Genomic DNA, 18,793 nt, shown 5'->3' with positions numbered 1-18,793 from the left:
GAGGTCGCGGTCGGCCCTCACGGGAGGCAGCCGAAGCGCGCAGCAATGAGCGGGCCGCGCCGGGACACCTACCCGCCGTTCCGCCTCGACATGGGCGGCACCGAACCGGCCATCTACGTCAATGTCTTCCGGATCAGCGGCTGTCGCTCGTCTCTGTCTCTGTGAGGGCCGCCCGGCCTGCCTCCAAACGGGCCGCCGGGAGGCGGAACGGTGAGCAGGAGACGTAGTCCAGGCCTGCCCGGTGGAAGAAGTGGATGGAGGCCGGGTCGCCGCCGTGTTCGCCGCACACTCCGGTCTCCAGACGGGGGGCGACGGCGCGGCCGGCCGCCACCGCGAACTCCACCAGGCGGCCGACGCCCTCCTCGTCGATCGTCTCGAACGGAGAGACTCCGAAGACGCCCTTGTCCAGGTACAGGGGGAAGAAGGAGGCCTCGGCGTCGTCCCGGGACAGGCCCCAGGTCGTCTGGGTGAGGTCGTTGGTCCCGAAGGAGAAGAAGTCGGCGGCCTCGGCCATGCGTGCCGCGGTGAGTGCGGCGCGTGGCAGCTCGATCATCGTGCCGATGGGCAGGTCGAGCGGGGTGCCGGTCTCCGCAGTGACCTCGGCGAGGACACGTTCCGTCTCCGCCCGGGCCAGGCGCAGTTCCTCGACCGTCCCGACGAGCGGAATCATGATCTCGGCATGTGGGCTGCCGCCGGCGCGCAGGCGGGCGATCACCGCTTCCGCCACCGCGCGTACCTGCATGGCCATCAACCCCGGCACAGCCAGGCCCAGTCGGACGCCGCGCAGGCCCAGCATCGGGTTCTGTTCGTGCATGCGCTCGACGGCGTGCAGGAGCTCGCGGTCGTGCGGGTCCGGATCCGGAGTTGAGGCGAGGCGGACAGCGAGCTCTGTGCGATCGGGCAGGAACTCGTGCAGCGGCGGGTCAAGGAGCCGGATGGTCACCGGCAGTCCGTCCATCTCCTCGAGGATCGCGGTGAAGTCCTGTCGCTGCGGGGGCAGCAAGGCTGCCAGGGCCGCCTCGCGCGCGGTGTCGTCGCGGGCGAGGATCATCGCCTCGACCAGCGCCCTGCGTTCGCCGAGGAACATGTGCTCGGTGCGGCACAGGCCGATGCCCTGCGCACCGAGTGCACGCGCGCGTGCGGCGTCCTCGGGGGTGTCGGCGTTGGCCCGCACTTCCAGGCGGCGCACGGAGTCGGCGTGGGCAAGGGCGCCCAGCACGGCCTCGGTGACCGGTCCGGTGGCCCGGCCGGTCTCCAGGGCGCGGCCGACATCCGACGCGGTGAGCGGGAGCGCGCCCAGGTGGACGGTGCCGGCGGTGCCGTCGACGGAGAGGGTGTCGCCTTCTCGTACGACCGTTCCCGATTCCGTGGTGAAGCGGCGGGCTACCGGGTCGACGGCGAGTGTCTCGGCGCCGCACACGCAGACCTTGCCCATCCCCCGTGCCACGACGGCAGCATGGCTGGTCTTCCCACCCCGGCTGGTGAGGACGGCCTCGGCCGCGATCATGCCGGCCAGGTCGTCGGGAGTGGTCTCCCGGCGCACCAGGATGACGGGTTCCCCGGTCGCGGCCCGGCGTACGGCCTCGGCGGAGTCGAAGACGACAGTGCCGACCGCCGCGCCCGGCGAGGCGGGCACGCCGCCGGCGAGGGGCAGGTCGGTGGCCTTCGCCTCGAAACGAGGGAACATCAGACGGGTCAGCTCGGTACCGTCGACGCGGATCAGGGCCTCGTCAGCGGTGATCGTGCCGTCGTCGCGCAGGTCGTGGGCGATGCGGAAGGCCGCATCGGCGGTGCGCTTGCCGACGCGGGTCTGCAGGATCCACAGCCGACCGCGTTCGACGGTGAACTCGACGTCGCACAGGTCGCGGTAGTGGGCCTCCAGTGTGTGCAGGTGATCGCCGAGTTCGTTGTACGCGCGCGGGTCGAGGTTCTTGAGTTCGCTCAGCGGCAGTGCGTCGCGGACGCCCGCGACGACGTCTTCGCCCTGGGCGTCGGGCAGGTAGTCGCCGTACCTGCCCCTCTCGCCGGTGGCGGGGTCGCGGGTGAAGGCGACGCCGGTGCCGGAGCCGTCGCCGAGGTTGCCGAAGACCATGGCCTGGATGTTGACGGCGGTGCCGAGGTCCTCGGGGATGTGTTCCCGCCTGCGGTAGACGCGGGCACGTTCACCGTTCCAGGAGTCGAAGACGGACCGGATGGCACGGGCGAGCTGTTCGGCGGGGTCCTGGGGGAAGTCCTCGCCGGTCTCCTTGCGGATGATGTCCTTGAACTCCTCGGTGATCAGGACGAGTTCACCGGCGTCGAGGTCGTGGTCGCTCCGTGCCTCGCGGCGGGTCTTGTGCGCGGCGATGGCCTGCTCGAAGAGGTCGCCGTCCACTCCCATCACGGTGCGGCCGAACATCTGGATGAGCCGGCGGTAGGAGTCCCAGGCGAACTTCTCCTGCCCGGAGCCCTTCGCGAGCCCGGTGACGGACCGGTCGTTGAGGCCGATGTCGAGGATGGTCTCCATCATGCCGGGCATGGAGAACCGGGCACCCGAGCGGACCGACACCAGCAGCGGGTCGTCGGGCGCGCCGAGGGTGCGGCCCATGGCCCGTTCCAGGGCGGTGAGGGCATGAGCCGCCTCGACGCCGAGCTCGGGCGGCTCCTCGCCCGTGGCCAGATAGACCTTGCAGGCCTCGGTGGTCACGGTGAAGCCGGGCGGGACGGGCAGGCCTAGCCGGGTCATCTCGGCGAGGCCGGCTCCCTTGCCACCGAGGAGGGCGGCCATGTCCCGGCTGCCCTCGGCGAACGCGTACACGTACTTGATCGGCGTGCTCATCAGGGCTCGGCCTCTCATGCGTGGGCAACGACGGCCACGGGGCAGCCGACGTGATGGATGGCGGCGTGGGTGACGGGCCCGGTGCGTGGTCCGGCGGGCCGGTCGGTCATACGGCGGCCCACGACAAGGACGCTCGCCCCGGAGGCCGCGCGGACCAGCACGGACTGCGGGCGACCCTCGGTGACGGTCTCGGCGACCTCGACGCCGGGGTACTTGTCGCGCCACACCTGCAGGACTGCGGTCATGAAGCCCAGCCACTCCTCCGCGCGGTGAGGTTCCTCGACCAGTCCGATCTCGCCGGGCCCCAGCGTGAGCGGGGACGGGGATTGCCACGCGTGGACGGCCCTGAGGCGGGCGCCGCGGGTCCGGGCCGCCTCGAACGCGAACTCGATGACCTCGTCGCAGGGGTCGCCCAGGTCGAGGGCGAGCACCACGTCCCGGTAACCGGTGCGGGTGGAGTCGCTGCCGTCGCCGGCCGGCAGGTGTTCGTCGGCGGCCTCCTCCCCCGCCCGAACCAGGACGACGGGACGCTCGGCGCGCGCCACCACGCTCTGGGCGACCGATCCCACCAGGAACCCGGTGAAGCCACTGAGGCCGCGCGAGCCCAGGACCAGCACATCGGCCTGCTCGGCCATGCGCAGCAGGGCCGCGGTCGCGGGGCCCTCGACCTGTTCGTCGTCGAGGACGACGTTCGGGCAGGTACGGCGGATGCGGTCCTCGGCCTGGCGCAGGACGCGCCGTGCCAGATGCCGTTGGGCCGCGGGGGCGGGCTCGCCGTCCTGGCGCGGGTGCCAGCTCCTGGCGTGCACCAGACGCAGGGGCCGCTCACGGCGGACTGCCTCGCGGGCGGCCCACTCAGCGGCGGCGAGGCTCTCGGCCGATCCGTCGACTCCGGCGATGACGGGGCGAAGCATGATGCGCACCTCCTGTGCTCGGTCTGCTCCTGATGCCAGCGTCCCGCCGGGCACCGTCCACGGGTATGGGCCGCCAGGTCTCCCGCCGGGGCCGTTCGGCCCCCTCACACCTCATGGGATCGCGGACAGGGTGGGTGTTCCGCGTAGGGAGGGATGCGCACCATGGAACGAGTGATCATCGCCGGAGTCGACCGCTCGGCCCGCAGCCGTTCCGCGGCCGACTGGGCCGCACGCGAGGCGCTGCTGCGCGGACTGCCCCTGCGGGTGGTCCATGTGTCGCCCTCGCGCGGTCCGGACCCGGCGCAGCAGTGGCCGTACCGGCCGGAGACCGTCGCGGACCGCGCGGTCGCCGAACTGGCCGAACGTCACCGGGTGTTGTCGGCTCGGGGCATGACCCTCGACGGCCCTCCCGTCCTCGGCCTGCGCGCGCAGGCCGAGGACGCGGAACTGCTCGTGCTCGGCCTGCGCGGCGACGGAGGTCATGCCGGTGTCGCGGTGGGTTCGACGGCCTCGGCCCTGGCCGCCGAATGCGCCCGGCCGGTTGTGCTGGTGCCCGGTACCTCCGCCGGCCGGTGGCGGCCGAGCCGTGCCGACGGCGTGGTCCTGGGGATCGACGCCCGTGACCCGGCGGACGGCCCTCTCGGCTTCGCCTTCGAGGCGGCCCGGACACGCGGCGCGCGACTGCACGCGGTGCACTGCTGGACCTTGCCCGCACAGACGGCGCGGTCGCCCTTGCCGGTCCTGGAGGAGGACCGCGCCACCTGGGAGGACGAGCAGGTGCAGGCGCTGTCCGACGCGCTGCGGCCGTGGCGCGGCAAGTACCCGGACGTCGACGTCCTGGAGGACGTACGGCTGCTCTCCCCGGCCGAGGCCCTGACACACACCTCCGGAAACGCGGAGCTGGTGGTGGCCGGGCAGGGCGCCACGGCTCTCGCCCTGCTGCGGCACGCCCAGTGCCCGGTCGCCGTCGTACCGGCGTAGCCCCGCTCGGCCCTGCGGATGGGGTCCTTCGGCCCCTGTGGGAGTGCGGCGCGCACAACCCACCGTAGGTGTCATGAAGAGCCGCGGTCGTATAGCCGTCATCGGCGTCGGGAACGAGTTCCGGCGCGACGACGGCGTGGGCTGGGCGGTGCTGTCCCGGCTGCGCGAGCGGCCGCTGCCTCCCGGCACCCGGCTCGCCACCTGCGACGGCGACCCCGGACGGCTGATCGGCTTGTGGGAGGGCGCCCGGCTCGCCGTGGTGGTGGACGCGGCACACGCCCACCCGGGCACTCCCGGCCGCGTGCACCGCCTCGAGCTCGACGCCGAACTCCTCCCGCAGCCGCAGACCACCAGCTCGCACGGGCTGGGGCTCGGCGAGGCCGTCGAACTCGCGCGAGTGCTGGGCCGGTTGCCGGACCACCTGGTGGTCTACGCCGTGGAGGGCGCCGACAGCGCGCTCGGCACCGGCCTCTCCCCCGCCGTCGCCGACGCCGTGGAACCCCTGGTGAAGGCCGTCGAGGCCGAGATCGCGAGGAGGCCGGCATGACCGCGCTCCGCTTCCACGTGGAGGGCATCGTCCAGGGCGTCGGCTTCCGGCCGTTCGTCCACCGCACGGCATCGGCGCTCGGCCTGGACGGCTGGGTCGCCAACGTCAACGGCCATGTCGAGGGCGAGGTCGCCGGACCGCCCCGTGCGATCGAGGAGTTCGCCGCCCGTCTGCGCACCGACGCACCGCCCCTCGCCCGAGTGCGCCACGTCCGGCTGACCGGCGCCGAGCAGCGGTCGGCCCACGACCAAGGCTTTGAGGTACGCCACAGCACCCCCGGCCGCACGGGCGCGGCACCGCGCGAGATCCCACCCGACGCCGCGATCTGTGCCGCCTGTCTGCACGAACTGCGCGACCCGCACGACCGCCGCCACCGCTATCCGTTCATCAACTGCACCGACTGCGGACCGCGCGCCTCGATCATCGAGGACCTGCCGTACGACCGGATCCGCACCACCATGCGCCGCTTCCCGCTGTGCGCCCGGTGCGCCGCCGAGTACGCCGACCCCGCAGACCGGCGCTTCCACGCCGAACCCGTCGCCTGCCCCGGCTGCGGGCCGCGGCTCGCCTGGGAGGAGCTGCGCGGCGAGGAGGCACTGCGGGCCGCGGTGAAGACCGTCGACGAGGGCGGGATCGTCGCGGTGAAGGGCCTGGGCGGCTATCAACTGATGTGCGACGCCGGCGACTCCGCGGCCGTGGCGGAACTGCGGCGCCGCAAGCACCGTCCGGCGAAACCGTTCGCCGTCATGGTCCAGGACCTCGGCGCAGCGGCCCGACTGGCGCGGATCGGCGCCACGGAACGCCAGGTCCTGACCTCCCCGGAGCGGCCCGTGGTGCTGCTCGCCCGGTGCCGCCGACACGCCGCCGTGGCTCCGCTCGCACCCGAAGTGCACCCCGGCCTGGCCCGGATCGGACTGTTCCTGCCCACCACCGGCCTGCACCACCTCCTCCTCGACGAACTGGCCCGGCCCCTGGTGGTCACCAGCGGCAACCTGAGCGACGAGCCCATCGCCGTGGACGACGCCGAGGCGGCACGCACCCTCGCCCCGGTCGCCGACGGCTTCCTCACCCACGACCGCCCGATCCGCTCCCGGTACGACGACTCCGTCGTCCAGATCACCGGACGCACCCGGATCACCGTCCGCCGGGCCCGCGGGCTGGCCCCGGCCCCCCTGCCGCTGCCGGTGCGCGAACCGGTCGCGGGGGCCGGCGCCCAGCTCAAACACACGGTCACGCTGGCCGCCGACGGCCGGGCCCACATCGGACCGCACACGGGCGATCTGTCCGACCTTCCGACGTACGACGCGTTCCTGGCCTCGTACGACCACCTCAGGCTCCTCACCGGCATCGAACCGGTGGCGCTCGCCCACGATCTGCATCCCGGCTACCACTCCACCCAGTGGGCCGAGGCGCAGCCGCTGCGCCGGATCCCGGTGCAGCACCACCACGCACACGTGGCCGCCTGCGCGGCCGAGCACGGTGTGCGCGGCCCGTTCCTCGGCGTCGCCTACGACGGGCTGGGGCTGGGTGACGACGGCACCCTGTGGGGCGGCGAGATACTCGTCGCCGACCTGCGCGGCTACCGTCGCGTGGGCAGGTTCGCCACCGCGCCCCTGCCCGGCGGCGACGCGGCGGTACGCCATCCGTCCCGCACCGCCCTCGGCCACCTCCTCGGCGGCGAGACACTGGGCTCCCCACGCCCCTACCCCTGGCTCACCCGGCCCTTCACCGACCGGCTCGACCCCGCCGAACTCAACGCGGTGCGCGCCCTGATCGCCCGGGGCGTCAACTGCCCGCGGGCCTCCAGCGCCGGACGGCTCTTCGACACGGTGGCCGCGCTGCTCGGCCTGTGCGACCGGGTGAGCTACGAAGGTGAGGCGGCCGTCCTTCTCGAAGCGGCGGCCGGCGACGAGCACGCGGTGCCGCTCGCCCACCGGGTCGTAAGGGCCCAGGGCCTGTGGGTGTACGACCCCGCGCCGACCCTGACCGACCTGCTGGAACGGCAACACGACGGAGAGCCGGTGGCCCGGCTGGCGGCCGCCTTCCATCTCACGATGGCCAACGTCACCGCGGACCTCGTCGCACGCATCGTGGCCGGGGGCGCGCCTCGCACGGTGTGCCTGGGCGGCGGCTGCTTCGTCAACCGGCGGCTGCTGACCGAGGTGAAGCGGCGGCTGCACGCACAGGGACTACGGGTGCTGGTCGGCGGTCAGGTCCCGGTCGGGGACGGCGGGATCAGCTACGGACAGGCGGCGGTCGCGGCAGCGCGGCTGGACAGGGAGAGGTGAGCGCGGATGTGTCTGGGCATTCCGGGGCGGATCGTGGAGGTGCACGACGATGCGGGGCTGCGGATGGCGACGGCCGACTTCGGAGGTGTGCGGCGTGAGGTGTGCCTGAGCTGTACGCCTGAGGCAGAGGTCGGGTCGTACGTCATCGTGCATGTCGGGTTCGCCATCAGCCAGGTCGATGAGGGGGAGGCGCGGCGGACGCTCGAGGTGCTGCGGGCGATGGGCGATGTGGTCGAGGCGGAGCTAAACGCATGAGTCCAGGAGAGCCGTAGTAGCCCTGGGCATCTTCAGCCCGCGACTGTCTGCGAAGGACCCCTCGGCTCACCATCAGGGCCGGTCGGCCCCTGCCCCTGACATCAGGCCTTCGCCGAACCTGGCTGTGGAGGAACACGGAGCCGCCCCGGACGAGGAGGACCCTCATGACCGCCACCACAGCTTCAGCCGTGCTCGACCGGAACGGGCTGGACGCGCTGGTCACGGCTCTGGTGGCGCAAGGGCGGACCGTGATCGGGCCGACCGTCCGTGACGGTGCGATCGTGCTGGCCGAGCTGACCTCGGCGGATGCACTCCCCTTCGGCTGGGGCGTAGAACTCGATGCCGGGCGTTATCGGCTGCTCCGTCGCGACGACGGGGCCGCCTTCGCGCACAGTGCGGGGCCGCAGTCCTGGAAGGCCTTCCTGCACCCGTCGCGGGAGCGCCTGTGGAGCGCCGACCGGACGCCGGAGGGCGAGGTGTCGTTCACCGCCGACGAGCCCGAGACTCCCTCATACGCCTTTCTCGGCGTGCGGCCCTGCGATCTGCGGGCCATCGCGATCCAGGACCGGGTGCTGACCGGCGGGCGATACGCGGACACCGGCTACGGCAGGCGCCGGAGCAAGGCGTTCCTGATCGCCGCCGAGTGCACCGAGCCCGGCGCGACCTGCTTCTGCGTCTCCACGGGCGGGGGCCCCGCCGCCGACGCCGGGTACGACCTGGCGCTCACCGAGGTGGACGGGCGTTTCCTCGTGCGGGTCGGCAGCGAAGAAGGCGCCGAGCTGCTGGAACAAGTGCCCCACCACACCGCCGGCCCCGACAGCGAGTCGGCCGCCCGCGCCGCAGTCGACGCGGCCCGCGACCGTATGGGGCGCTCTCTGCCCCCGGTCGACCTGCGTGACCTGATGGGCGCGAGCCTCGACGCGGAGCGCTGGGACGATGTCGCCGCCCGCTGTCTGACCTGCGGCAACTGCACGATGGTCTGCCCGACCTGCTTCTGCACGACCACGGAGGAGGTCACCGATCTGACCGGCGACCACACCGAGCGGTGGCAGCACTGGGACTCCTGCTTCGACCTGGACTTCTCGTATCTGCACGGCGGACCGGTCCGCGCTTCCGCCCGCAGCCGCTACCGGCAGTGGCTCACCCACAAACTCTCCACCTGGCACGACCAGTTCGACACGTCCGGATGTGTCGGCTGCGGGCGCTGCATCGCCTGGTGCCCGGCCGGCATCGACATCACCGAGGAAGTCGCCGCGCTGGACGCCGAACACACGGCACGCGGAACGGAGACGGACTGATGCCTCCCTCGATCGCCCTGCGCATGAACCACGCCCTGCCCGCCGAACACCGCGAGCGGCTGCTGCACACGGCCCGCGAGGTCCGGTTCCCGCAGGGCACCCGGCTCTTCGAGGAGGGCGGCCACGCGAACCGCTTCTGGATCGTCCGGGACGGCACCGCCGCCCTAGACCTGCATGTGCCCGGCCGTCGCGCCCCGATCGTCGAGACGCTCGGCGCCGGTGACCTCGTCGGCTGGTCCTGGCTGTACGAACCGTACGTCTGGCAGCTGGGCGCCGCGACCGTGACCTCGGTGCGAGCCTACGAATTCGACGCGGTCGCCGTACGGCTGATGTGCCTGAACGACGCCGAGTTCGGCCGCGCGGTCGAGCACTGGGTCGGCCGGGTGCTCTCCCACCGGCTGCAGGCGGCAAGGACCAGGCTCCTGGACCTGTACGGCCCCTACGGCAGCGAGGGCGGTGCGCGGTGACGGACGTACCGGTGCCGTACCGCGTGATCGCCCGGAGGCCGGAGACCGCGGACACGGTGACGCTGCGCCTCGAACCGGCCGGTGCGCCGCTGGAAGACTTCACACCCGGGCAGTTCGCGATGGTGCACTGCTTCGGGCGCGGCGAGATCCCCGTCTCGGTCAGCTCCGTGCAGGCCACTGGCGGGCTCGCGCACACGATCCGCGCGGTCGGCGCCGTCTCGGCGGGACTGTGCGAGCTGCAGGCCGGCCAGATGGTCGGCGTGCGCGGGCCGTTCGGCACCGGCTGGGAGCTGGAGCGGGCGCGCGGGAGGGACGTGGTGGTGGTCGCGGGCGGCATCGGGCTCGCCCCGCTGCGGCCGCTGATCCTGCGCGCGCTGACCGAACCCGCGGCTTACGGCCGGGTCAATGTGCTCGTCGGCGCCCGCACCCCCTCCGAACTCATCGCCCGCAAGGACATCGACAGCTGGACCACCGCGTACACCGGTGTGACCGTCGACCGGCCCGACGACCAGTGGCGCGGGGACGTCGGCCTGGTCACCTCCCTGCTGGACCGGGCCGCGTTCACCCCGGCCGACACATGGGCGTTCGTCTGCGGACCCGAGCCGATGATCCGCGCCACGGCACGCGACCTGGCCTTCCTGGGCGTGCCCCGGGAGCGGGTCCGCGTCTCGCTGGAGCGCAACATGCGCTGTGCGACCGGGCACTGCGGACACTGCCAGCTCGGTCCGTTGCTGCTGTGCCAGATGGGTCCGGTCGTGGACTGGAACCGGGCCGAACCGCTGCTGTCCGTGAGGGAGTTGTGATGGCACCCACACTCGCCGTGTTCAAGCTGGCCTCCTGCGACGGCTGCCAGCTCACCCTGCTGGACTGTGAGGACGAACTCCTGGCCCTGGCGGGCGAGGTGGACATCTCGCACTTCCTGGAGGCGTCCAGCGCGGTGGCGTCCGGCCCCTACGACCTGTCCCTGGTCGAGGGCTCGGTCACCACGGCCAAGGACGCCGAACGGGTCCGCGCGATCCGCGCCGCCTCCCGCCACCTGGTGACCATCGGGGCGTGCGCGACCGCGGGCGGCATCCAGGCCCTGAGGAACTTCGCGGACGTCGACGAGTACCGGCGCGTGGTCTACGCGCACCCCGAGTACATCTCGACGCTCGCCACTTCCACTCCCGTCTCGGCTCATGTGGACGTCGACTTCGAGCTGCGCGGCTGCCCGATCGACCGCCGACAGCTCATCGAGGTGATCACCGCGTTCCTGGCCGGCCGCAAGCCTGACGTGCCGAACCACAGCGTCTGCTTCGAGTGCAAGCGGCGCGGCACGGTCTGCGTCACCGTCGCCCACGGCACACCCTGCCTGGGCCCGGTCACACACGCCGGGTGCGGGGCGCTGTGCCCGGCCTACCACCGTGGCTGCTTCGGCTGCTTCGGCCCGTCCGGTTCGGTGAACCTGCCCGCGCTGATCCCGCTGCTGCGCCGCGACGGACTCGACGAGGACGCCACGGTGCGGTTCCTGCACACCTTCAACGCACAGGCCTTCGCAGAGGAGTTGGAGAAGTGACGCACCGCGGATCCCGTGTGCTGCACGTCGGCTCGCTGTCCCGGGTGGAGGGCGAGGGCGCGCTGCGCCTGCGCGTCCACGACGGCACGGTCACCGAGGCGCGGCTGGAGATCTACGAGCCGCCGCGCTTCTTCGAGGCGTTCCTGCGGGGGCGCTCGTATACCGAGCCGCCCGACATCACGGCCCGGGTGTGCGGGATCTGCCCGGTGGCGTACCAGATGAGCGCCTGCGCGGCGATCGAGGACGCGTGCGGGGTGCGCGTCGATCCGGTGATCCGTGAGCTGCGCCGGCTGCTGTACTGCGGTGAGTGGATCGAGAGCCAGGCCCTGCACATCTATCTGCTGCACGCGCCGGACTTCCTGGGCCGGGCGAGCGCGATCGAACTGGCGCGCACGCACCGGGCGGAGGTGGAACGGGGGCTGAGGCTGAAGAAGGCGGGCAACTCGCTGATGGAGCTGCTCGGCGGGCGGGCCGTACATCCCGTGAACGTCCGCCTGGGCGGCTTCCATCGGGTTCCGGCACGTGAGGAACTCCGGCCTCTCCATGAGGAGTTGAAGCAAGCCCTCGACGACGCCTGGGACACCGTGCGCTGGGTCGCGGGCTTCGAGTTCCCGGACGCGTGCGTAGAGGCCGATCTGCTGGCGCTGGCCGAGGCCGACACGTACGCCATCGAAGGCGGCACGCCGACCGTGCTGCGCGCCGACGGGACCGGGACGTCCTTCCCGGTGCGGGACTTCACCGGACACGTGTCCGAGACCCATGTGGAGCACTCCACCGCGCTGCACTCCCGGCTCGACGGGCGGCTGCATCTCACCGGCTCCCTCGCGCGGTTCGCGATCAGCGGAGCGAAGCTGTCACCCGTGGCCTTGCAGGCGGCCGTGGAAGCGGGCCTGGGCGATCCGCGGGCGGGGGCCGTGTGCCGCAATCCATTCCGGTCGATCCTGGTGCGGGCGGTGGAGACCGTGTACGCCGTCGGCGAGGCGCTGCGGATCATCGAGGCGTACGAACCTCCCGCCCGCCCTTACACGGAGGTGCCGCCGGTCGCGGGCGTCGGGCACGGCGCCACCGAGGCGCCCCGCGGAGTGCTCTACCACCGCTACGAGCTCGACGCCGGCGGCCTCGTCACCGACGCCCTGCTGGTGCCGCCCACCGCGCAGAACCAGGGCGCGATCGAGGACGACCTGCGGCGCCTGGCCCAGCGGGCGATCCTGGAGAACGACCCGGACGACGGCGAGCTGACGGCGCTGTGCGAGCGGGCGATCCGCAACCACGACCCGTGCATCTCCTGCTCCACCCACTTCCTCGACCTGACCGTCGTCCGTACGTCAGGAGCCGCATCAGGAGGCTGTGATGTCTGAATCCCCGTACACCGTGAGCAATGTGATGACGCACACCGTCGTCGCCGTCGGCAGCGAGGCGCCGTTCAAGGAGATCGTCGAGCTGCTCGACCAGTGGAAGGTCAGCGCCGTACCGGTGCTGGCCGGTGAGGGCCGGGTCGTCGGGGTGGTCTCCGAGGCCGACCTACTGTCCAAGGAGGAGGTGCGCGACAGCGACGACCTCGAGTTCGCCGAGCGCGCCAAGGCGGGCGCGGTGACCGCGGGCGAGCTGATGAGCTCCCCGGCCGTGACCGTGCACGCCGACGCCACGGTCGCCGAGGCCGCACGGATCATGGCCCGCCGCCATGTCAAGCGGCTGCCCGTGGTGGACCGGATCGGCATCCTGCAGGGCGTGGTCAGCCGCAGCGATCTGCTGAAGGTGTTCCTGCGGTCCGACGCGGAGATCGCCGGGGAGATCCGGCACAGCGTCCTGAACCGGCTGCCGGTCACCACCCCGCTGACGGTCGAGGTGCAGGAGGGCGTGGTCACGCTGGCCGGTTCGCTGCCCGAACGCGGCCTCGAGCCCGTGCTCGCCCGCGCCCTGCGAGCCGTGGAAGGGGTGGTCGACGTGCAGGTAGAGCTGACGCACCGTTGACTTCCTCCTCCTCGTGAACGAGGAGGATTCCTACGGCTCACGCCGTGGGGGTTTCTGCTTCATCACCGACTGCCCGCCCGGAGAACTCCGTTGAGGTCTTACACCGGCTCCACAGACCGTCGCCGCCAGCCCGGCGGCCAGAAGGTTCTTCGCCGCGTTCACGTCCCGGTCATGGGCCGCCCCGCAGGTCCCACACGTCCAGGTACGGACGCTGAGCGGCACCCTCTCCCGCACACTGCCGCAGCCGGAGCACAGCCTGGAAGAAGGGAAGAAGCGATCCACCGCAACCACTTCCCGCCCGTACCAGGCCGCCTTGTACTCCAGCAGGCAGCGGAACTCACGCCAGCCCGCATCCGAAATAGCCCGGGCGAGCGGCCGGTTCCTGACCATGTTGCGCACGGTCAGGTCCTCGATCACGAGCGTTTGATTTTCACGCACGAGCCGAGTCGTCAACTGGTGAAGCAGGTCCCGGCGCCTGTCAGCGATCCGCGCATGGACTGTGGCGACGCGACGGCGGGCCTTTTGCCGGTTCGCCGAGCCCTTGGCCTTGCGGGACATCTCCCGCTGGGCCTTGGCCAGCCGGGTGCGGTCACGGCGTTCGTGCCGGGGGTTGGCGACTTTCTCCCCGGTGGACAGGGCGAGGAGATGGTTGAGGCCGACATCGATACCGATGGCCGCGTCCGTGGCGGGAAGCGCCTTGACGCCGGGGTCTTCGCACAGGATCGAGACGAACCAACGCCCGGCCGCGTCCTGGGACACGGTCACCGTGGACGGCTTCGCCCCTGCGGGCAGCGGCCGGGACCACACGATATCCAGCGGATCCGCCATCTTCGCCAGTGTCAGGGCGCCGCCGCGGAAGCGGAACCCGCTGGTGGTGTACTCCGCCGACTTCCGCGACCTCTTCCGCGACTTGAAGCGCGGGTACTTCGCCCGCTTGGCAAGGAAATGGGTGAACGCGCTCTGCAGATGCCGCAACGTCTGCTGCAACGGCACCGACGACACCTCGTTGAGGAACGCCAGCTCCTCGGTCCGCTTCCACGCCGTCAACATCGCGGAGGTGGCATGGTAGTTGACCCGCTCCTGGCGTGCCCACGCCTCACTACGGGCGGCAAGTGCCAGGTTGTAGACCTTGCGCACGCAACCGAACGTCCGCGCCAGCTCCGCCGCCTGCACATCACTCGGATAGAAACGGTACTTGAACGCCCGCTTCACAGGGGTCACGGCCACGCCCACAACCTAGCCAGACCGCAGGCAGGCATCAAACCTGCCGGTCAGGGCACTGGGATCCGCCCTGGCGGCGCATCCCACCTCTGTGCCCTGCTCCGCAGGAGTTTCGTTTCCTCCCCGGCTGAAGCCGAGGGTATCCACGAAGGATTCCGATGAAGTACCTCGACGAGTACCGCGACCCCGCGGTCGCCCGGCGTCTGCTGGAGGAGCTGCGGGAGACCGCCACGCGCCCCTGGCGGATCATGGAGGTGTGCGGAGGCCAGACCCACACCCTGGTCCGCCAGGGCATCGACGAACTGCTGCCCGCCGGGATGCGGATGATCCACGGACCGGGCTGCCCGGTCTGTGTGACCCCGCTGGAGACCCTGGACCGGACCATGGCCGTCGCCGCCCGCCCCGGCGTGATCCTGACCAGCTTCGGCGACATGCTGCGCGTGCCCGGCACCGACACCGACCTGCTCTCGCTGCGGGCACGGGGCGCGGACGTGCGGGTGGTCTACGCCCCGATGGACGCCGTACGGCTGGCCGCCCGGCACCCCGACCGGGAGGTCGTCTTCCTGGCAGTCGGCTTCGAGACCACCGCGCCCGCCAACGCGACGGCGGTCCTGCACGCGGCCCGCCTGGGGCTGACGAACTTCTCCATGCTGGTCAGCCATGTCCTGGTGCCGCCCGCGATGACCGCGCTCCTGGATGACCCGAACTGTGAAGTGCAGGCGTTCCTTGCGGCCGGGCATGTGTGCGCGGTGATGGGCTGGCGGGAGTACGAGCCGATCGCCGCCCGGTACCGGGTGCCGATCGTGGTGACCGGGTTCGAGCCGCTGGATCTGCTGGAGGGCATCCTGATGGCCGTACGGCAGCTGGAATCCGGCCGGTTCGAGGTGGAGAACCAGTATGTGCGGGCGGTGCGCCGGTCCGGGAACACCGCCGCGCAGGACACGGTCCGCGAGGTGTTCCGGGTCACCGACCGTGCCTGGCGCGGGATCGGGGCGCTGCCCGACAGTGGGCTCGAACTGGCTGAGAAGTACCGGGAGTTCGACGCCGCCCGGCGCTTCGACGTCGGCGGGCTGTGTCCCGTCGAGGACGCCGAGTGCATCGCCGGTGCCATCCTGACCGGGGCGAAGCTGCCCACCGACTGCGCCGCGTACGGCACGCGTTGTACACCCCGCCATCCCCTCGGCGCGCCCATGGTGTCGACGGAAGGCACCTGTGCCGCCTTCCACGCGGCCGGGCGCGCCCCCGCTTCCGTGAGGAGCACGGCATGACCGTCGAATGCCCCACCCCGAACCACGAGGACGAGGTCGTGCTGCTGGGCCATGGGGCCGGCGGCCGACTCAGCGCCGAGCTGCTCGACCAGGTGATCCTGCCCGCGCTCGACGGCGCCGCGGGCCCGATGGAGGACGCGGCGCTGCTGCCCGGGCACCGGGAACTGGTGATGAGCACCGACAGCTTCGTCGTCAGCCCGCTGTTCTTCCCCGGCGGGGACATCGGGTCCCTCGCCGTCCACGGCACGGTCAACGACCTCGCCATGCGCGGCGCGTGGCCGATCGCCCTGTCCGTCTCCCTCATCGTGGAGGAGGGGCTGCCGCTGTCCGAACTCCGGGCGGTCCTCGGCTCGTTGGGGAAGGCCGCGCAGTCCGCGGGGGTGCCCGTGATCACCGGGGACACCAAGGTCGTGGGCCGGGGCGCGGCCGACAAGCTCTTCGTCAACACCACCGGCGTCGGACAGCGGCACGGCTCGCTGCACCCGTCCGCCGCCCTGGCCCGCCCCGGTGACGCGGTGCTGCTGTCCGGGCCGATCGGGCTGCATGGCACCACCGTGCTCAGCACTCGTGAGGGCCTCGGCTTCGAGAGCGACATCGCTTCCGACACGCGGCCCCTGCATCGGCTGGTGCGTGCCCTGGCGCCCCTCGGCGCCGACGTGCACGTCCTGCGCGACCCGACCCGGGGCGGGCTCGCGGCCGCCCTCAACGAGATCGCGCGGGACTCGTCCGTCGCCGTCGAGATCGAGGAGAGCGCGGTGCCCGTGCCCGAGGCGGTCGCCTCGGCCTGTGATCTGCTCGGCCTGGATCCGCTGGTCGTCGCCAACGAGGGCTGTCTGGTCGCCTTCGTCGCCGGCGACGCGGCCGAGGACGCGCTGGCCGTGATGCGGTCGGTGGAAGAGGGTGTGCAGGCGGTGCGGATCGGTGAAGTGCTGCCGGACGGGCCGCGAGGTCGGGTCACGGTGCGGACGTTGGTGGGGGCCCGGCGGATCGTGGACATGCCGCTCGGGGAGCAACTGCCCCGGATCTGCTGACGGCCGGTACGCATGCGTCCGCCGCCCGGAGTGCCCTCTCCGGACGGCGGACTTGTCACGGCACACTCCTGCTCAGCCGTGGCGGACCTTGATGGTCGTGGTTCCTGTCTTCGTCTCGGGCAGCGGGACCGTGATGGTCAGGACGCCGTCCTTGTAGTCGGCACTTGCCTCGTCGCCCTTCGCGCCGGACGGTAGCCGGACGGAGCGGGCGAAGGTGCCGTAGCGGAACTCCGTGCGGTACTTCTCCTTGGTCTCCTCACTACGCTCGGCGCGCAGGGTCAGCACGCCCTCATCGACGGTGATCTCGACGTCCTTCGCGGGGTCGATGCCCGGGAGTTCGGCCCGTAGCACGTACGTTCCGTCCGTCAGGTGCTCCTCGACCCGTATGCCGTGCAGCCCGGGGATGCCGTGCGTCCCGGGGAAGCCGGCCTCGACCCAGCCGAACAGGTCGGGCAGCGTCGGCCAGCCCGGCAGCCGCTCGATCATGCCCGCCATGTCTGCCTCCTTCGACAGCGTGTCCTTGTGTTCATTTCCAGACTCCTCCTGCCGGCCGGGGGTGCCGAGTGCCGTTCGGCCCGAGCCCTGAGCCGGTCGGGCCCTGGCGTGCCGGGCCCGGCGTCGTCTCGCCCTGGTCAGCCGGCCCTGTGTCCCTGCTGCGGGCCGTTGCCGGCCCATTCCTTGTCCCACTCCGCCAGTCGGCGCCGCTCCAGCCAGGCGCGGACGCCCCAGCCGGCGAGCGCCACCACCGCGCCCGCGAGCAAGGCGGCCACCGTGCCCAGCACGGCACCATGGAGCTCGGCCTGCTCCGCGGTCGAGGGCGCCGGCACCAGACGGTCCTCGGTGTCCAGCCACACCTCGGCCGGGCTCCCGGCCCTGCTGCCGGGATCCACCCGGGCCACGCCTTCATGGGCCTTGCCGTCGCGGCCGGTCCAACGCACTGTGGCCCATGCCCGGTCCCCGTCGCCGCCCTCGGTCACGGACTGCTCCGCGTTCTCGGTGAGCACGGCCGGCACGGAGTGGCGCTGGGCCCGCAGTGCGTTGATGTCCCGCTCGGCCGCTGGAGCGGTCACCACGCCCACGACCACGGCCGCCGCCACGGCCAGCGTCCAGGTCACGAGCAGCAGCCAGGCCTCGACGAGGTAGCTGCGGCGCCGGAGCGGACTGGGCCTGAAGCGCCACCCCAGGCGCCGGGTTCCGGTCATGCTCACCACCGGCCCAGCAGCTCGATGGGCGCGCGCCGAGGTGTGCTCGCCATCCGGGCGGTGCGGCCCAGGCGCAGAACCACCTGCGGGAACAGGCCGCCCATGAGGTCCGTCCGAATCTCCGCCCGTAGCGCGGGCAGTTCGAGGGGTTGCGTGTGGAAGGCCGCCATGACGTCACGGCTCGCCGCACGCAGCAGGACGCGCTGGAGCGCCTGCCCCGAGCGCAGCCAGTCCTGACGGCTGTCGCACCGGCTGGACAGCACGGCCACCGTGCCCGTCCGCGGAGACCAGCGCTGCGGTCGGCGGACGTAGTACCAGGCGAGGCCGAGGTAGTCGCGGCCGGCCAGCAACGTACCGTCCGGGTGATGACGGCAGAGCTCGCGCGGTACGCCGTGCGGTCCCACGCAACGCGCCAGCTCGGCGGCGTGGCCGGGATCCGTGCGATGGGCATCCTCCGCCGTGCGCACCAGGTGTGCCAACCGACGCAGTCCGTCCGGCTCGTCGACGACCCGGAGGACGGCGCCCTCGGCCTGGGCGTCGTCGCGCAGTTCGTCGAGGAGCGTGTCCGGCACGGGGACCGGCCCGAAGGGGCCGCGGTGAGTGTGCCGGTGGGGCAACGCGCCGCCCAGCAGCGCCTCGTCGGGGTCGGCCTGGGCATACGACGCATAGGCCACACGGGCCAGGTAGAAGGAGTTCCCGGGCTCGGGCAGCAGGTCGACGGCGGGCCGGAAACCCAGCAGCCGCACGGCGAGCCGTATGTTGAACAGGGCCGCCCCGCAGGCGATGACCGCCTCCCGGCCACCAGGATCGGTCCGGATCAACCGTCGCCCGCCGTCCAGGTGCACCTCGAAGCCGTGGTCGTGGCCCTCCTCGACGAAGGACCACGGCTGGCTGTTGTGCGGCGAGGGCGCCAAAGAGGCGGCGCGGGCCAGGTGGAGAGCCGCGCGGCCGGGGCTCTCGTAGGTCAGGGACATGAT

General features: G+C 72.2%; 18 protein-coding genes. 12 read left to right on the top strand and 6 right to left on the bottom strand.

Features of this window, described 5'->3' with window-relative positions:
- Nucleotides 1-133 precede the first annotated feature (133 nt).
- Both ppdK and OHU89_RS50010 read right to left on the bottom strand, forming a co-directional pair.
- A complete protein-coding gene (ppdK, locus tag OHU89_RS50015) occupies nucleotides 134-2,818 on the bottom strand; it encodes a pyruvate, phosphate dikinase (RefSeq protein WP_405653373.1) in 2,685 nt (894 codons plus the stop codon).
- A gap of 14 nt (nucleotides 2,819-2,832) precedes the next feature.
- On the bottom strand, nucleotides 2,833-3,732 hold the full coding sequence (locus OHU89_RS50010) for a universal stress protein (RefSeq protein ID WP_405653371.1): 900 nt from the start codon (nucleotides 3,730-3,732) through the stop codon (nucleotides 2,833-2,835).
- A gap of 162 nt (nucleotides 3,733-3,894) precedes the next feature.
- On the opposite strand from OHU89_RS50010, the gene OHU89_RS50005 reads away from it, so the two are divergent.
- From OHU89_RS50005 to OHU89_RS49960, 10 genes are all read left to right on the top strand, one after another.
- The gene (locus OHU89_RS50005) at nucleotides 3,895-4,713 is read left to right on the top strand and encodes a universal stress protein (protein WP_405653369.1); all 819 of its coding nucleotides are present in this window, start codon (nucleotides 3,895-3,897) and stop codon (nucleotides 4,711-4,713) included.
- Between the two features lie 73 nt (nucleotides 4,714-4,786).
- Nucleotides 4,787-5,260, top strand: coding sequence for a hydrogenase maturation protease (locus OHU89_RS50000; RefSeq protein WP_405653366.1), 474 nt, complete (start codon nucleotides 4,787-4,789; stop codon nucleotides 5,258-5,260).
- Nucleotides 5,257-7,548, top strand: a complete 2,292-nt coding sequence (gene hypF / locus OHU89_RS49995; protein ID WP_405653364.1) for a carbamoyltransferase HypF — start codon at nucleotides 5,257-5,259, stop codon at nucleotides 7,546-7,548. Before OHU89_RS50000 ends, hypF begins: the two co-directional genes overlap by 4 nt.
- Nucleotides 7,549-7,554: 6 nt before the next feature.
- Nucleotides 7,555-7,803: a HypC/HybG/HupF family hydrogenase formation chaperone gene (locus tag OHU89_RS49990; protein WP_405653362.1), complete on the top strand. Its 249-nt coding sequence runs from the start codon at nucleotides 7,555-7,557 to the stop codon at nucleotides 7,801-7,803.
- Nucleotides 7,804-7,967: 164 nt separating this feature from the next.
- Nucleotides 7,968-9,101 carry a 4Fe-4S dicluster domain-containing protein gene (locus OHU89_RS49985; RefSeq protein ID WP_405653360.1) on the top strand — a complete coding sequence of 378 codons (1,134 nt, stop codon included), beginning with the start codon at nucleotides 7,968-7,970 and terminating at the stop codon, nucleotides 9,099-9,101.
- Nucleotides 9,101-9,568, top strand: coding sequence for a Crp/Fnr family transcriptional regulator (locus tag OHU89_RS49980; RefSeq protein ID WP_405653357.1), 468 nt, complete (start codon nucleotides 9,101-9,103; stop codon nucleotides 9,566-9,568). The genes OHU89_RS49985 and OHU89_RS49980 overlap by 1 nt, the downstream gene beginning before the upstream one ends.
- Nucleotides 9,565-10,371 carry an FAD/NAD(P)-binding protein gene (locus OHU89_RS49975; RefSeq protein ID WP_405653355.1) on the top strand — a complete coding sequence of 269 codons (807 nt, stop codon included), beginning with the start codon at nucleotides 9,565-9,567 and terminating at the stop codon, nucleotides 10,369-10,371. The genes OHU89_RS49980 and OHU89_RS49975 overlap by 4 nt, the downstream gene beginning before the upstream one ends.
- The gene (locus OHU89_RS49970; protein WP_405653354.1) at nucleotides 10,371-11,123 is read left to right on the top strand and encodes an oxidoreductase; all 753 of its coding nucleotides are present in this window, start codon (nucleotides 10,371-10,373) and stop codon (nucleotides 11,121-11,123) included. Before OHU89_RS49975 ends, OHU89_RS49970 begins: the two co-directional genes overlap by 1 nt.
- Nucleotides 11,120-12,481 carry a Ni/Fe hydrogenase subunit alpha gene (locus OHU89_RS49965; protein ID WP_405653352.1) on the top strand — a complete coding sequence of 454 codons (1,362 nt, stop codon included), beginning with the start codon at nucleotides 11,120-11,122 and terminating at the stop codon, nucleotides 12,479-12,481. The genes OHU89_RS49970 and OHU89_RS49965 overlap by 4 nt, the downstream gene beginning before the upstream one ends.
- Nucleotides 12,474-13,094, top strand: coding sequence for a CBS domain-containing protein (locus OHU89_RS49960; RefSeq protein WP_405653350.1), 621 nt, complete (start codon nucleotides 12,474-12,476; stop codon nucleotides 13,092-13,094). Before OHU89_RS49965 ends, OHU89_RS49960 begins: the two co-directional genes overlap by 8 nt.
- Before the next feature lie 30 nt (nucleotides 13,095-13,124).
- Here the strand turns inward: OHU89_RS49960 and OHU89_RS49955 are convergent, their stop codons facing one another.
- A complete protein-coding gene (locus tag OHU89_RS49955) occupies nucleotides 13,125-14,321 on the bottom strand; it encodes an RNA-guided endonuclease InsQ/TnpB family protein (protein WP_405653348.1) in 1,197 nt (398 codons plus the stop codon).
- A 152-nt stretch (nucleotides 14,322-14,473) separates the two neighbouring features.
- On the opposite strand from OHU89_RS49955, the gene hypD reads away from it, so the two are divergent.
- Both hypD and hypE read left to right on the top strand, forming a co-directional pair.
- A complete protein-coding gene (gene hypD / locus OHU89_RS49950) occupies nucleotides 14,474-15,583 on the top strand; it encodes a hydrogenase formation protein HypD (RefSeq protein ID WP_405653346.1) in 1,110 nt (369 codons plus the stop codon).
- Complete coding sequence (hypE, locus tag OHU89_RS49945; RefSeq protein WP_405653344.1) at nucleotides 15,580-16,614, top strand: hydrogenase expression/formation protein HypE; 1,035 nt, start codon at nucleotides 15,580-15,582, stop codon at nucleotides 16,612-16,614. Before hypD ends, hypE begins: the two co-directional genes overlap by 4 nt.
- A 72-nt stretch (nucleotides 16,615-16,686) precedes the next feature.
- Here the strand turns inward: hypE and OHU89_RS49940 are convergent, their stop codons facing one another.
- The 3 genes from OHU89_RS49940 to OHU89_RS49930 all read right to left on the bottom strand — a co-directional run bounded on the left by OHU89_RS49940 (nucleotide 16,687) and on the right by OHU89_RS49930 (nucleotide 18,790).
- A complete protein-coding gene (locus tag OHU89_RS49940; RefSeq protein WP_405653342.1) occupies nucleotides 16,687-17,109 on the bottom strand; it encodes an Hsp20/alpha crystallin family protein in 423 nt (140 codons plus the stop codon).
- 137 nt (nucleotides 17,110-17,246) lie between these two features.
- Entirely contained in the window at nucleotides 17,247-17,816 is a 570-nt protein-coding gene (locus tag OHU89_RS49935) for a hypothetical protein (RefSeq protein WP_405653340.1), read from the bottom strand.
- A 2-nt stretch (nucleotides 17,817-17,818) separates the two neighbouring features.
- Nucleotides 17,819-18,790 carry an Acg family FMN-binding oxidoreductase gene (locus tag OHU89_RS49930; RefSeq protein WP_405653338.1) on the bottom strand — a complete coding sequence of 324 codons (972 nt, stop codon included), beginning with the start codon at nucleotides 18,788-18,790 and terminating at the stop codon, nucleotides 17,819-17,821.
- Between the last annotated feature and the right edge of the window lie 3 nt (nucleotides 18,791-18,793).

Origin of the sequence: Streptomyces sp. NBC_00019, from assembly GCF_045041015.1 — a bacterium.
GTDB lineage: Bacteria > Actinomycetota > Actinomycetes > Streptomycetales > Streptomycetaceae > Streptomyces.
This window is presented reverse-complemented; position numbering and strand designations above follow the sequence as displayed.